This window comes from Burkholderia sp. BCC1996, assembly GCF_905339955.1.
Classification (GTDB): Bacteria; Pseudomonadota; Gammaproteobacteria; order Burkholderiales; family Burkholderiaceae; genus Burkholderia.
Genome location: NZ_CAJPHM010000002.1, coordinates 104,022 through 118,109 on the forward strand (window position 1 = coordinate 104,022; position 14,088 = coordinate 118,109).

The following is a 14,088-nucleotide window of genomic DNA, read 5'->3' on the forward strand; positions in this document are numbered from 1 at the left end:
CGTGGCGGGGCGGGCCGACCGGCCCGTTCCCGCTTCCTGTGTTGTGTTTATCGCGCCGTGTTGCCGGCGCCGTCCAGGGCGGCGCGCAGCTCGGCGATGAACGTCTTCAGCGCGGCGGCGGCGCCCTCCGGCGCGGCGCTCTCGAGCAGCTGCACCAGGCGGCTGCCGATCACGACGGCGTCCGACACTTCGGCCACCGCGCGCGCCGTTTCGGCGTCGCGGATGCCGAAGCCGACGCCCACCGGAACCGGCACGCGCGACTTGATGGCCGGGATTTTACCCGCAATGCTCGAAACATCCAGATTTCCGGCGCCGGTCACGCCCTTGAGCGACACGTAGTACACGTAGCCGCTCGCGATCTTGCCCACGTCGGCGATGCGTTCGTCGGTCGACGTCGGCGCGAGCAGGAAGATCGGATCGATCTGCGCGGCACGCATTTTCTCGGCGAACACGCCCGCTTCCTCGGGCGGATAGTCGACGACGAGCACGCCGTCGACGCCGGCCGCCTGCGCTTCGGCCGCGAACGCGTCGACGCCCATCCGCTCGATCGGGTTCGCATAGCCCATCAGCACGACGGGGGTTTTCGGGTCGGTCTCGCGGAAGCGCTTCACGTCGGCGAGCACGCTCTTCAGCGTGACGCCGCGCGCGAGCGCGCGTTCCGACGAGCGCTGGATCACGGGGCCGTCGGCCATCGGGTCCGAGAACGGCACGCCGAGCTCGATCACGTCGGCGCCGCCTTCGGCGAGCGCGTGCATGAATTCGACGGTCTTCGCGGGATCGGGGTCGCCGGCCGTGATGAACGGGATCAGGCCCTTGCGGCCTTGTTCGGCGAGTGCGGCGAAGGTCTGCTGGATACGGGAGGACATGGCAATTTTCCTTGATGCGATCGGCGACTCGGCGGCGCGACTCACGCGCACGCCGGCACGACGAGCGCGCTCACGCGCTCGTGCGCGATCGCGCAATAACTTTCGTTGATCTCGTAGCCGACGAAGTCGCGCCCCTGCCGTGCGCAGGCCACCGCGGTCGTGCCGCTGCCCATGAACGGATCGAGCACGCGGCCGCCCGGCGGGCAGCTTGCGAGCACCATCCGCTCGATGATTTCCAGCGGCTTCTGGGTCGGATGATCGACGCGCTCCGCGTGCTGCCGATGCAGGCGCGAGACCGACCAGACGTCCTTCGGGTTGTAGCCCATCTCCAGCCACTTGCTGCCTTCGAACAGCTTGCGCGAGCGGGCCTTCTTCGTGTCGGCGTCGTACGGGATGCGGACCGGATCGAGATCGAAGTAATACGCTTTGGAAACCGCGAAAAAGCCGATGTTGTCGTGCACCGACGTGAAACGGCGCGTCGTGCCGCCCATGCTCGGCACGCGCCGGTCCCAGATGATCTCGTTGACCATCGTGAGCCTCGTCTTCAGGAAGCTGAAGATTTCCGGCGCGTACTGCCACGTGCAGAAGATGTACATCGACCCGCTCGGCTTGAGCTTCGGAATCGCGAGCTCGAGCCACTCGCGCGTCCACGCGAGGAAATCGTCGCCCGAACGCTTGTCCGAGTCGTTGCCGTAGTCCTTGCCGAGCCCGTACGGCGGATCGGCGACGATCAGGTCGATCGACGCATCCGGCAGGCGCGCGGCTTCGGTCATGAAATCGCGGTTGTGCAGCTCGATCCCGGACGGCCGTGCGCGCGGCACGGCGACGGCAGGCTGCCCCGCCTCCGCTTCGCTCGCGGCGCCGCCGCCCGGTTGTTCGATCAGGTCACGCATCAGTCGGGGTCAGAGCGCGATGCCCGATCGCTCGGCGACCGTGTGCATGTCCTTGTCGCCGCGGCCCGACAGGTTGACGAGCAGGATCTTGTCCTTCGGCAACGTCGGCGCGAGCTTCACGCCGTACGCGATCGCGTGGCTCGACTCGAGCGCGGGGATGATCCCCTCGATCCGGCAGCAGTCGTGGAACGCCTTCAGCGCCTCGTCGTCGGTGATCGGCACGTATTGCGCGCGGCCGCTGTCCTTCAGCCATGCGTGCTCGGGGCCGACACCCGGATAGTCGAGGCCGGCCGACACCGAATGCGTCTCGATGATCTGGCCGTTGTCGTCCTGCAGCAGGTACGTGCGGTTGCCGTGCAGCACGCCGGGGCTGCCGGCGATCAGCGACGCCGCGTGACGGCCGGTGTCGAGGCCGTCGCCGGCCGCTTCGACGCCGATCAGCTGCACCGAAGCATCGTCGATGTACGGATAGAAGATGCCCATCGCGTTCGAGCCGCCGCCGACGCACGCAATCACCGCGTCCGGCTGCCGGCCGGCGAGTTCCGGCATCTGCACCTTGCACTCGTCGCCGATCACGCGCTGGAAGTCGCGCACCATCGCCGGATACGGGTGCGGGCCCGCGACCGTGCCGATGATGTAGAACGTGCTCTCGATGTTCGTGACCCAGTCGCGCATCGCTTCGTTCAGCGCGTCCTTCAGCGTGCGCGAACCCGATTCGACCGGCACGACCGTCGCGCCGAGCAGCTTCATCCGGTAGACGTTCGCTGCCTGGCGGCGCACGTCCTCGGCGCCCATGTAGACGATGCACTCCATGCCGAAGCGCGCGCAGATCGTCGCGGTCGCGACGCCGTGCTGGCCGGCGCCGGTCTCGGCGATCACGCGCTTCTTGCCCATCCGCTTCGCGAGCAGTGCCTGGCCGATCACGTTGTTGATCTTGTGCGCGCCGGTGTGGTTCAGGTCCTCGCGCTTCAGGTAGATCTGTGCGCCGCCGAGCGTCTCGCTCCAGCGCTGCGCGTGATAGATCGGCGACGGACGGCCGACGAAGTACTTCAGTTCGCGCTCGTACTCGGCGACGAAATCGGGGTCGTTCCGGAATTTTTCATACGCCGTGCGCAGTTCGTCCAGCGCGTGAATCAGCGTTTCGGCGACGAACACGCCGCCATACGGGCCGAAGTGGCCGCGATCATCAGGAAGGTTGTACATGGTGTCACTCTCGATCGGTCGGTGCGCCCGCTGTCGGGGCCGCACCTTCTTGCATCACCCGGCGTCCGCTTCGCGCACCGCGCGTACGAACGCCGCCATTCGGGCATGATCCTTCACGCCCTTCGCGCCCTCCACTTCGATGCCACTCGAGACATCGACAGCAAACGGACGCAACTGGCGGATCGCATCACCGACGTTTTGCGCGTTCAAGCCACCACTCAAAACGGCCCGATGCGCGAGCTCTGCGGGAATAAGAGACCAATCGAAGACCTTGCCGCTACCACCGTAGTCCGGCACCAGGGTGTCGAACAGGAGGCCGCGCGCTTTCGAATAATGAAGAGCCGATTCTACCAAATCGGCCGGCTGCGTCGAGGGGCCGACGCGCACCGCGCGCAACCACGGCAGGCGCGCCGCGCGGCCGAGGGCGTCGCACTGCTCGGGCGTCTCGTCGCCGTGCAGTTGCAGCATCGTGAGCGGCACGTCGCGCACGACCGCCTCGATCTCGGCTTCGGTCGCGTTCACGAACAGCCCGACCACCGACACGAACGGCGGCGCGAGGCTCGCGAGTTCGGCCGCCTGCGCGATCGACACCGCGCGCGGGCTCTTCGGATAGAACACCAGGCCGATCGCGTCGGCGCCGAGCGCGGCGGCATGCAGCACGTCCTCGGGGCGCGACAGGCCGCACAGCTTGATGCGCGTGCGCGGCGCGAGGCCGGCCGCGGCGGAGGTCGAAGAAGACACGGCGTGATCCGTCATGGTTGTGGATCCAGATCGGCCCAGACGCTGCTCCACGGCACGCTGCCGAGCTGCGCGGGCGGGACGGCGAATTCCGCCGGGTAGCCGACATGGGCAAGGTACAGCCCGTCGGCCATGAACGTGGGCGCCGCGAGATTGCGATCGCGCCCGGCCAGCACGTCGGCGAGCCAGTCGGCCGGATAGCGGCCGCGCCCCACCGCGACGAGGCAGCCCATCAGGTTGCGCACCATGTGGTGCAGGAACGCGTTCGCGCGGAAGCGGAAATGAATGAAGTGGCCCGCGCGCCGCACGTCGATCTGGTACAGGTGTTTGACCGGCGTCTTCGACTGGCATTCCGACGACCGGAACGACGAGAAGTCGTGCTCGCCGATCAGATGCGCGGCGGCCGCGCGCATCGCGTCGTCGTCGAGCGGCGTGTGGATCCAGCCCGCGCGGCCGGCCAGCATCGGCGAGCGCACGGGATGCACGTACAGCGCATAGTAGTACGTGCGTTCGAACGCCGAGAAACGCGCGTGGAACGCGTCCGGCATCGGCTTCGCCCACTGCACGGACACGGTCGGCGGCAGAAATGCGTTGGTGCCGCGCACCCACGAGAAATCCGCGCGATCGAGCTCCGTATCGAAATGCACGACCTGTCCGAGCCCGTGCACGCCCGTGTCGGTCCGCCCCGCGACCGTCGTGTGCAGCGGCACACATGCGAACGCGCCGAGTGCGCGCTCGAGCGCATCCTGCACGGTCTTGCCGTGCGGCTGCGCCTGCCAGCCGCAGAACGCGGCGCCGTCGTACTGAATCCCGAGCGCGATCCGCATCACGCCTCTTCCGCGAGTTTCGCGAGCAGCGCACGCGCATCGTCACGCGTGGCGGCGTCGTTCGCGTCGACCACTTCCTGCAGCAGCGTGCGCGCGCCGGACAGATCGCCCAGTTGCACGTACTCCGACGCGAGATCCAGCTTGTTGCGGGCGATGCGGGCGAGTTCTTCCGGCGTCAGCGCGGGCAGCACGGCACCCGGCGCGGACGGCAGGTCGAGATCGAAATCCAGCTTCAGCGCGCCGAACTGCGCGACGCCGAGCGGCGGCAGCGACGACGGCGCGGCGGCACCGCCCGTGTGAGAGGCAGGCGTTGCCGCGTCCGGATCCCAGTCGAACTCGTCGTCATGGTCGGCCGGATGTTCCGGGGACGGATCGGTCGCGCCAACTGGCGGGTGTGTGGCGGATTGACCGTTAGTTGCGATTCGCTCGCCTTCGGCTTGCCCTTCCCGTGCGGACGGCTCATCGGCCGTACGTGGCGGCAGCGGCATGTCGAGGCTGTTGAGCGCGCTGATCGCGTTCTGCATCAGCGCTGCGTGCTGCGCGTCGTTCGTCGCGGGTGCGGCGGGCGTGATGAGCGGCTCGTCCGCGGCCGGTTCCGCGACAGGCTTCTCGTCGTGCGGGGCCGGCGTTGCGTCGCTGTCGGGTGCGATGCGCGCGGCCGATGCTTCCGCCTGAACGTCGTGCGGCTTCGCCGTTTCCGACGGCGACGGGATTTCGGGTTCGTGCGTCTCGAACGTCTCCGCCGCTGCGGCGGCGGCCGTGACCAGACTCAGATCGGCGGCCGCGTCGCGGGCCAACGGCGTCTCGGGGAGAATCGGCGGCACTGGCTCGGTGGATGCGACCGGCGACGAAGATGCATCGTCGTCGGCAACAGCCGTCCCGCCGGATGCCGGTGCGGTTTCGTCGGTCGGCCGCGCTTTCCGGCGCTTGCGCCACGCAAAACAGGCCGCCAGCACGACCACGGCGGCGCCGGCCGCTGCGGCCGGACGCCAGTCGATCTGTTCCGAACCGCGTGCAGGCACAGCGGTCGCCGCCGGCACGGCCGGCTGCACGAGCGCCGATGCCGGCTGCACCGCACTCGCGGCCACGCCGGACGCCGCTTCGCTCGCAGCCGACGACGACGCGGCAGCTGACGCCCCCGCATCATTCGTGCCGTTCGTGCCGTTCGCAGCGGGACGCGGCGCAGCGGGCGCCGGCGCCGTTGCAACGTTGTTCGTGGCGGCCGGCTTCCCGATCCCGTGCTTCTGCAGTTCCATCAGCACGCGGTTCTTCAGCGCGAGCAATTGCTGCAGGCTCGACGGCCGCGGCTGCGACGCACCCGCGACGGGCGCTGCTGCAGACGGTTCGTGCATCCCTTGAGCTGCACCGCCCGGTCCGGACTGCATCACGGCTTCGCTCGCGGACGACGGTGCGGACTGGATCGCGCCGTTCCACACGTGCGGCCCGCTTGCGCCGGCCGCAGCCGCTGGCGACTGGACGGATTCGACCGTCGACGCGCCGTGCGCGGCGGACGCGCCGCTCGAAGCCGACGCGCCTGCCGCTGCCCCGGCTGCGACCGTGACGCTCGCCCCGCTGACCGGCGCCGTATGCGCGGCCGATACGGCCGGCGCGGTTTGCACGGCCGACCCAGGATGCGGCGCCGACGCGCCATGCTGCGTGACCGCCGCCGTGCTCGACACGGCAACCGGCGCGGACGCAGCCGATGCCCCCGACGCAGCAGCCGGCACGAGCGCCGCGCCGGTCGCATCGAGCGCCGGCACCGTCAGCGTCGCGCCGACTTTCAGGCGGCTCGGGTCGTGCTTCATGAACGCCTGCGGATTGGCGTCGAACAGCGCGCGGCCGGCGCGCGCGAGCACGCCCGGATCGTGCGATTGCGTCGCGGCTTTCGCGAGGTCGTTCAACGATTGGCCCGGCTGGACCGTCACGTTGAGCGGCGCGGCACCGCCGGCGGCGGACGCCGGCAGCTCGCCGGAACCGGCCGCCCAGGCCGAAGCGGCCGCGCCGAGCGCCAGGATCGCCAGCGCGCCACGCACGGCGCGCGCCAGACGGGACTGACGCGGAAACAAGGAAATTCGGGACATCGTAGGCTCTATCGCCGCGCGCGGGCGCGGCTCGGATTCGCGTAGGGAAGCGTCAATAAAGTCGCCGCAGAAATGCAAAAGCGTCGCGCAGAACGCGACGCTTTGGGCGGCTCTGCGCGTCGTAACCGCATAGTTTACTTCACACGATCGCGTTCCGGCCGAATTCGTCGCCTGCGGATGCGGCCGTCCACGCCTGCGCCGCGACCTTACGGCCGACCGCGTCGGGCCGTCGGTGCGCGAATCGCGCAAAGGCATCGCCGATCCGGGCACTGAATCGCACGCGCCGGTTTTGTCAAAAGAGGGGCATCAATCGATGAAAAAACGGACGACGACATCGAGTTCCGGAACGAATTCGGCCCCTTCTTGTACTTCGCGTCGCATCGATTCCTCGTGCCAAAGGATGGCGATGCAGGAAAAGCCCCGGCCGCGCGAGCGGTTCGGGACTTCCGCGCAATGGGCGGTCCGCACAAGACCTGACGCCGGACAAAAAAAACGCCTGCCGCCCCGCGAAGGGCTGGCAGGCGTTTCGCGTCACGCGCGCACTGCGCGCGGCGCGGCCCGATTTACTTGTCGAGCAGGATGCGCAGCATGCGGCGCAGCGGCTCGGCTGCGCCCCACAGCAGCTGGTCGCCGACCGTGAACGCCGACAGGTATTCGCCACCCATCGCGAGCTTGCGCAGGCGACCGACCGGCACCGTCAGCGTGCCGGTGATCTTCGCCGGCGACAGGTCGCGCATCGACGCTTCGCGCTCGTTCGGCACGACCTTCACCCAGTCGTTCGCCGACGCGAGGATGCCGTTGATTTCGTCGAGCGGGACGTCCTTCTTCAGCTTGATCGTCAGCGCCTGCGAGTGGCAGCGCATCGCGCCGATCCGCACGCACAGGCCGTCGACCGGGATCGAACCCGGCTCGCCCATGGCCGGCTTGCCGAGGATCTTGTTGGTTTCCGCGCCGCCCTTCCACTCTTCCTTGGACATCCCGTTGCCGAGATCCTTGTCGATCCACGGGATCAGCGAGCCGGCGAGCGGCACGCCGAAGTGGCTCGTCGGCATCGCGTCGCTGTTCATCGTCGCGAGCACGCGGCGGTCGATGTCGAGAATCGCGGAAGCCGGATCGGCGAGTTGTTCCTGCACCGAACCGTGCAGCGTGCCCATCTGCGACAGCAGTTCACGCATGTTCTGCGCGCCCGCGCCCGATGCGGCCTGGTAGGTCATCGCCGTCATCCAGTCGACGAGGTTCTCGCGGAACAGGCCGCCGAGCGCCATCAGCATCAGGCTGACCGTGCAGTTGCCGCCGACGAAGTTCTTCGTGCCCTTGACGAGCGCGTCCTTGATCACGTCGAGGTTGACCGGATCGAGGATGATGACCGCGTCGTCGTTCATCCGCAGCGACGAGGCTGCATCGATCCAGTAGCCGTTCCAGCCGGCCGCGCGCAGCTTCGGGAACACGTCGTTCGTGTAGTCGCCGCCCTGGCACGTGATGATCACGTCGCACTTCTTCAGCTCGTCGACGTTGGTCGCGTCCTTGAGCGTAGTCTCGTTTTTCGCGAACGACGGCGCCTTGCCGCCCGTGTTGCTGGTGCTGAAAAACACCGGTTCGATCAGGTCGAAATCACCTTCTTCCTGCATGCGCTGCATCAGCACGCTGCCGACCATGCCGCGCCAACCTACGAGACCTACGTTCATGACTAACCCTTTGCTTGAATGGAGCTTCCCCGCCATTTCCGTCCCCGCGTGACCGCGCGGGGAAACAGGCGGGCACGACGGCGATCAGCGTTTAATGATCGTTTTCGTGGTAATGGTTTTCGTGATGACGATGGCGCGCACACCCGCACGGGCAGTGTTGCCGTGGAGTTTCAGGACCGGGGAGATCAGGGAAATCAGCGCCATCGTTCGAGTCTACACAAAGCCGGTTGCCCGCACAACGGCCAACCGCGCGCGAACCGGCCGATTTCGCGGCCGGTTCGCGCCCTTTTCCATCTTGACTGCCTGTTGCCTTGCTGCGCGCTTACAGCGCGGCGACCACCGCGTCGCCCATCGCCGCCGTGCCGACCTGCTGGCAGCCCGGCGTCGCGATGTCGCCGGTGCGATAGCCTTGTTCGAGCACCGTTTTCACGGCGCGCTCGATGCGATCGGCCTGCTCCGCGCGATTCAGCGAATAGCGCAGCAGCATCGCGGCCGACAGGATCGTCGCCAGCGGATTCGCGATGCCCTTGCCCGCGATGTCCGGCGCCGAACCGTGCGACGGCTCGTACAGACCCTTGTTGTTCTTGTCGAGCGACGCCGACGGCAGCATGCCGATCGAGCCCGTCAGCATCGACGCTTCATCCGACAGGATGTCGCCGAACATGTTGCCGGTCACGATCACGTCGAACTGCTTCGGCGCCTTCGCGAGCTGCATCGCCGCGTTGTCGACGTACATGTGCGACAGCTCGACGTCCGCGTATTCCTTCGACACGTCGATCATGATGTCGCGCCAGAACTGCGACGTCTCCAGCACGTTCGACTTGTCGACCGACAGCAGCTTCTTCGCGCGCTTTTGCGCGGCCTGGAACGCGACGTGTGCGATGCGGCGCACTTCCGGTTCCGAGTAGCGCATCGTGTCGAAGCCTTCGCGCGCGCCGGCGAACGGGCCGTCCGGTGCCGCGCGCACGCCGCGCGGCTGGCCGAAGTAGATGTCGCCGTTCAGTTCGCGCACGATCAGGATGTCGAGGCCCGCGACCAGTTCCGGCTTCAGCGGCGACGCATCGACGAGCTGCGGATAGCAGATCGCGGGGCGGAAGTTCGCGAACAGCTCGAGATGCTTGCGCAGCCCGAGGATCGCCTGCTCGGGGCGCAGCGCGCGCTCGAGCGAGTCGTACTTCCAGTCGCCGACCGAGCCGAACAGGATCGCGTCCGCTTCCTTCGCGAGTTTCAGCGTCGCGTCCGGCAGCGGATGACCGCTCGCCTCGTAGCCCGCGCCGCCGACCGGCGCCTGCTCGAGCTCGAACTTCTCGTCGAGGGCGTTCAGCACCTTGACCGCTTCGTTGACGATTTCCGGACCGATGCCGTCGCCGGGCAGCACTGCAATGTTCATGCGTTATTCCTGACTGGATAGGTATGGGTGGCAGGTCGGCGGGCGCACGTCACGCGCGCCCGCCCGGAGGCAATCTCAGCCGACCAGCTTGTTGTTGAGCCACGGCTGCTTCGCGAGCCGCTCGGCTTCGAACTGGCGGATCTTGTCCGCGTGACGCAGCGTCAGGCCGATGTCGTCGAAACCGTTCAGCAGGCAGTACTTGCGGAACGCGGTGATGTCGAACGCATACTCGCGGCCGTCGCCCGTGCGCACGACCTGCGCATCGAGGTCGATCGTCAGCTGATAGCCGTTGAACGCATACGTGTCGTTGAACAGGTGATCGACCTGCTGCTCGGTCAGCACGATCGGCAACAGCCCGTTCTTGTAGCAGTTGTTGAAGAAGATGTCGGCGAAGCTCGGCGCGATGATCGCGCGGAAGCCGTACTGCTGCAGCGCCCACGGCGCGTGCTCGCGCGAGCTGCCGCAGCCGAAGTTCTTGCGTGCCAGCAGCACCGATGCGCCCTGGTAGCGCGGCTGGTTCAGCACGAAGTCCGGGTTCAGCGGGCGCTTCGAGTTGTCCTGGCCCGGCTCGCCGTGGTCGAGGTAACGCCATTCGTCGAACGCGTTCGGACCGAAGCCCGTGCGCTTGATCGACTTCAGGAACTGCTTCGGGATGATCGCGTCGGTGTCGACGTTCTCGCGATCGAGCGGCGCCACGACGCCGGTATGTACAGTGAATTTTTCCATGATCCGTCTATCCGGTTGGAGGGCCGGCATTCAGCCGGCGCACATCGACAAATTCTCGGTGGGCGTCAGTCCGCGGCGCGCTGCAGCGCATTGCCGGCGGCGTTGACGTCCTGGCCGAAGCCTCGGACGGTATTGCAGCCCGCGAGGCCGAAGCCCAGCCCCGCGAGCGCCAGCGCGGCCACCAGCCGCGCGATGAGCTTCGATGCCGTCACGCGTTACCCCAGCTGGCGAATGTCGACGAAATGGCCTTCGATCGCCGCCGCCGCCGCCATCGCGGGGCTCACCAGGTGCGTGCGACCGCCCGCGCCTTGCCGGCCTTCGAAGTTGCGGTTCGACGTCGACGCGCAGCGCTCGCCCGGCTCGAGCCGGTCGGCGTTCATCGCGAGGCACATCGAGCAGCCCGGCTCGCGCCATTCGAAGCCCGCGTCGGTGAACACCTTGTCGAGGCCTTCGCGCTCGGCCTGCGCCTTCACGAGGCCCGAGCCCGGCACGACCATCGCGAGCCGCACGTTCGATGCAATGCGGCGGTTCAGCTTCTTCACGACGTAGGCGGCCGCGCGGATATCTTCGATGCGCGCGTTCGTGCACGAACCGATGAAGATCTTGTCGACCTTGATCGACTCGATCGGCGTGTTCGGCTCGAGCGCCATGTAGGCCAGCGCGCGCTCCATCGCGTCGCGCTTGACCGGATCCTTCTCGCGCTCGGGGTCCGGCACGCGACCGTCGATCGACGTGACCATTTCCGGCGACGTGCCCCACGTGACCTGCGGGACGATCTCGGCTGCGTTCAGCTCGACGACGCGGTCGAACTGCGCGCCTTCGTCGGACTTGAATTCGCGCCAGTACTCGACGGCCTGGTTCCATTCCGCGCCGGTCGGCACGAACGGACGACCCTTCAGGTAGTCGATCGTCGTGTCGTCGACGGCGACCATGCCCGCGCGCGCGCCGGCTTCGATCGCCATGTTGCAGACGGTCATCCGGCCTTCCATCGTCAGCGCGCGGATCGTCGAGCCGCCGAATTCGATCGCGTAGCCCGTGCCGCCGGCCGTGCCGATCTTGCCGATGATCGCGAGCACGATGTCCTTCGCGGTACAGCCGCGCGGCAGCGTGCCCTCGACCTTCACGAGCATGTTCTTGCTCTTTTTCTGCAGCAAGGTTTGCGTCGCGAGCACGTGTTCGACTTCCGACGTGCCGATGCCGTGCGCGAGCGCGCCGAACGCACCGTGCGTCGACGTGTGCGAGTCGCCGCAGACGATCGTCATGCCCGGCAGCGTCGCGCCCTGCTCCGGCCCGATGATGTGCACGATGCCCTGACGCACGTCGTTCATCTTGAACTGCGTGATGCCGAACGCATCGCAGTTCGCGTCGAGCGTGTCGACCTGCAGCTTCGAGACCGGATCGGCGATGCCGTGGCTGCGATCCGTGGTCGGGACGTTGTGGTCCGACACGGCCAGGTTCGCGCTGATGCGCCACACCGGGCGGTGCGCGACGTTCAGCCCTTCGAACGCCTGCGGGCTCGTGACTTCGTGCAGCAGCTGACGGTCGATGTAGAGCAATGCCGTGCCGTCGTCCTCGGTGTGGACGACGTGGGTATTCCACAGTTTGTCGTAGAGAGTCTGTGCCATGGGTATGCGGGGTCGTTGTGACTACAAGCCTTGCGGATGCGGTCGATTATGCCACGCAGAACGCGCCGCGGCGCGGGCGCGGCGCGAAAAAACCCATTAAAAACAGTGGTTTGGCTGGTAGTGCCAATACCTGTATCGGCATTACCAGCCAAACGGGGAACGTCAGCCGTTCGGGTATTCGCGGTTGATCAGCGCGAGCCGCAGCATGCCGAGCTGCACGCCCGCGCTGCTCAGTAGGTAGAGATCGCGACGCCGCAATGCGCGCAATTGCGCGGCGGCGTCGTAGAACACCGGCAGCGTCAGCCCGGCCGGCACCGCGGCCTGCATTCCCGCAGCGCTCGACACGCGCACGGCGAGCGACACCTGATCCCGATGCGTGACGATGCCAACCTTGCCGAGCGCCGCGGCCGAGCCGGCCTGCCGGACGATCGCGGCGACGACGCCGTCGGGGGTCGGGATCGGGCTGCCGGCGGCCGGTGCCCGCGTCGCGATCGACGTCACGCCGGCCGTCAGCCCGTACTTCGACGCGAGCACGCTCGCGACTTCCTGCTGCGCGTAAATCGGCGCCGCGGCCTTTTGCCGAAGCTGGAACACCGCATCGGCGATCGCCTCGTTCACCGGGCCCGGGACGGGCGCGGTGCCCGACGCGCCCGCGCGGCTGCCGAAGCCGAACGCGGCGATCGTGTCGACGGCGGCCGCGTCAATGCCCGGCGGCGTCCATGAGAAGAAGGTTTCGAGCAGGTAGCCGGTCTCGTCGGCCGCGGTCGCGCGATCGTTCAGTTCGTCGGTCAGCTTGCCGAGCATCTGGCGCTGGAGTTCCGCATCGGACACGGGGGCACCGCTCGCGCGCGCGGGCGCGACGGCGGCGCACGATGCAGCGAGCAGCGAAGAGGAAGCGAGGAAATGGCGGCGGGTCGTCATGGTCATGAGATTCGAGTGGAGAGCGGCCGGCGTCAGCCCTTCGGAAACGCCTGCATCGTCGCGGCGATCGCGCGGCTCAGCATCTGCGCATACATGTCGTGCACGAGGTAGAGGCTGCGGTTGCGCGTCCACGGCTGGCCCGATTGCGGGTCGTACACGGTCGGGAGCGGCACCTCGGCGACGGCGGCCGCCTTCATGCCGGCCTGCTGCGAGGTCTGGATGCAGCGCTTCGCATGGTCGCGATGGCCGACCACCGCGACGGTGCCCATCGCAGCCGCGCCGCCCGCGCGCGTAACCGCCTCGGCCGCGACGCCGGCCGTGCTCAGGTACACGATCGTGCCGTCGCTCGCGATCACCGGTTCGACCGACGACAGCACATCGGCGCCCATCCCGTATTTCGACACGAGAAAGCGCGCGATTTCCCACTGCGCGTAGACCTTGACCGGCTTCAGCTGGCGGATGCGGTACACGACGTCCGCGAGCGCTTCGTTGACGGGCCCCGGATCGGGCAGCGCGGACTGGTTGCCGCCCGTGCTCGACGTGTTGCCGCTTGCGGCGTTCGGGCGATTGCCGAAGCTGTACGCGACGATCGCGCCGATCTGCGCGGCCGGCACCGTCGGCAGGTCCCAGGTGAAGCCGACATCGGTCAACGCGGGCAGGATCGCGTCGACCGTCGCCGCATCGCCGAGCTGCGCGTTCAGCTTCGCGGACATCTGCGCGGCCAGCGCCGCATCGGTGAGCGGCGCCGATGCGACGTCGTCGCCACCGCATGCGCTCAACAGCGGCGCCGCCGCGATGCCGGGTGCGGCGGCAAGGAATTTTCTGCGTGAAGCAGTCGATGCATTCGAATTCATAAGAAATGCGAAACAATGCGAATCGCATGCGGCGGCATGGCGCGGCGGTGCAATTCGCGGGGTCACGGGAAATGGCAATCTGGCGAATCGCGGAGATCCGCGACGGGCGGCAGCGTCGAAGCGTGAAACGCAGCACGACGCTCCGTCGATTGACGATGCGCGATCGTAGTGCGCGTTTATTAAATTGCGGTGAAGCTGTCGCACACATGCCGACGATCGCCGCGCCGTTTCACCGGCGGACCGATTCGTTTCATCGGTGGTGAGATCGTGGTGCCGCCG

14 protein-coding genes are annotated in these 14,088 nt (G+C 67.7%); all 14 read right to left on the bottom strand.

The genetic code is table 11. From position 1 onward, the window contains the following. Positions 1-47: 47 nt before the first annotated feature. The 14 genes from trpA to U4Z64_RS02635 all read right to left on the bottom strand — a co-directional run bounded on the left by trpA (position 48) and on the right by U4Z64_RS02635 (position 13,809). Entirely contained in the window at positions 48-866 is an 819-nt protein-coding gene (gene trpA / locus U4Z64_RS02570) for a tryptophan synthase subunit alpha (protein WP_321819181.1), read from the bottom strand. Positions 867-907: 41 nt separating this feature from the next. After that, positions 908-1,759 (bottom strand): site-specific DNA-methyltransferase, encoded by an 852-nt coding sequence (locus tag U4Z64_RS02575; protein WP_321819182.1) that lies wholly within the window; start codon positions 1,757-1,759, stop codon positions 908-910. 9 nt (positions 1,760-1,768) lie between these two features. After that, a complete protein-coding gene (gene trpB / locus U4Z64_RS02580) occupies positions 1,769-2,962 on the bottom strand; it encodes a tryptophan synthase subunit beta (RefSeq protein ID WP_044843817.1) in 1,194 nt (397 codons plus the stop codon). A 54-nt stretch (positions 2,963-3,016) separates the two neighbouring features. Next, on the bottom strand, positions 3,017-3,718 hold the full coding sequence (locus U4Z64_RS02585; protein WP_044843816.1) for a phosphoribosylanthranilate isomerase: 702 nt from the start codon (positions 3,716-3,718) through the stop codon (positions 3,017-3,019). Then, on the bottom strand, positions 3,715-4,527 hold the full coding sequence (gene truA, locus U4Z64_RS02590; RefSeq protein WP_185500371.1) for a tRNA pseudouridine(38-40) synthase TruA: 813 nt from the start codon (positions 4,525-4,527) through the stop codon (positions 3,715-3,717). The genes U4Z64_RS02585 and truA overlap by 4 nt, the downstream gene beginning before the upstream one ends. Next, complete coding sequence (locus U4Z64_RS02595) at positions 4,527-6,608, bottom strand: FimV/HubP family polar landmark protein (protein WP_321819325.1); 2,082 nt, start codon at positions 6,606-6,608, stop codon at positions 4,527-4,529. The genes truA and U4Z64_RS02595 overlap by 1 nt, the downstream gene beginning before the upstream one ends. Before the next feature lie 563 nt (positions 6,609-7,171). Continuing rightward, positions 7,172-8,293, bottom strand: coding sequence for an aspartate-semialdehyde dehydrogenase (gene asd, locus U4Z64_RS02600; RefSeq protein WP_057923940.1), 1,122 nt, complete (start codon positions 8,291-8,293; stop codon positions 7,172-7,174). A gap of 84 nt (positions 8,294-8,377) precedes the next feature. Then, positions 8,378-8,497, bottom strand: a complete 120-nt coding sequence (locus U4Z64_RS02605; RefSeq protein WP_059876093.1) for a hypothetical protein — start codon at positions 8,495-8,497, stop codon at positions 8,378-8,380. Between the two features lie 118 nt (positions 8,498-8,615). Next, complete coding sequence (gene leuB / locus U4Z64_RS02610; RefSeq protein WP_321819183.1) at positions 8,616-9,683, bottom strand: 3-isopropylmalate dehydrogenase; 1,068 nt, start codon at positions 9,681-9,683, stop codon at positions 8,616-8,618. A 75-nt stretch (positions 9,684-9,758) separates the two neighbouring features. Further along, positions 9,759-10,409 (bottom strand): 3-isopropylmalate dehydratase small subunit, encoded by a 651-nt coding sequence (leuD, locus tag U4Z64_RS02615; RefSeq protein ID WP_044843811.1) that lies wholly within the window; start codon positions 10,407-10,409, stop codon positions 9,759-9,761. A 65-nt stretch (positions 10,410-10,474) separates the two neighbouring features. Continuing rightward, positions 10,475-10,621, bottom strand: a complete 147-nt coding sequence (locus tag U4Z64_RS02620; RefSeq protein ID WP_011658379.1) for an entericidin A/B family lipoprotein — start codon at positions 10,619-10,621, stop codon at positions 10,475-10,477. 3 nt (positions 10,622-10,624) lie between these two features. Further along, positions 10,625-12,034 carry a 3-isopropylmalate dehydratase large subunit gene (leuC, locus tag U4Z64_RS02625; RefSeq protein ID WP_044843810.1) on the bottom strand — a complete coding sequence of 470 codons (1,410 nt, stop codon included), beginning with the start codon at positions 12,032-12,034 and terminating at the stop codon, positions 10,625-10,627. Between the two features lie 162 nt (positions 12,035-12,196). After that, the gene (locus U4Z64_RS02630) at positions 12,197-12,955 is read right to left on the bottom strand and encodes a Tat pathway signal protein (RefSeq protein ID WP_321819326.1); all 759 of its coding nucleotides are present in this window, start codon (positions 12,953-12,955) and stop codon (positions 12,197-12,199) included. A gap of 32 nt (positions 12,956-12,987) precedes the next feature. Beyond that, a complete protein-coding gene (locus tag U4Z64_RS02635; RefSeq protein ID WP_321809816.1) occupies positions 12,988-13,809 on the bottom strand; it encodes a hypothetical protein in 822 nt (273 codons plus the stop codon). Between the last annotated feature and the right edge of the window lie 279 nt (positions 13,810-14,088).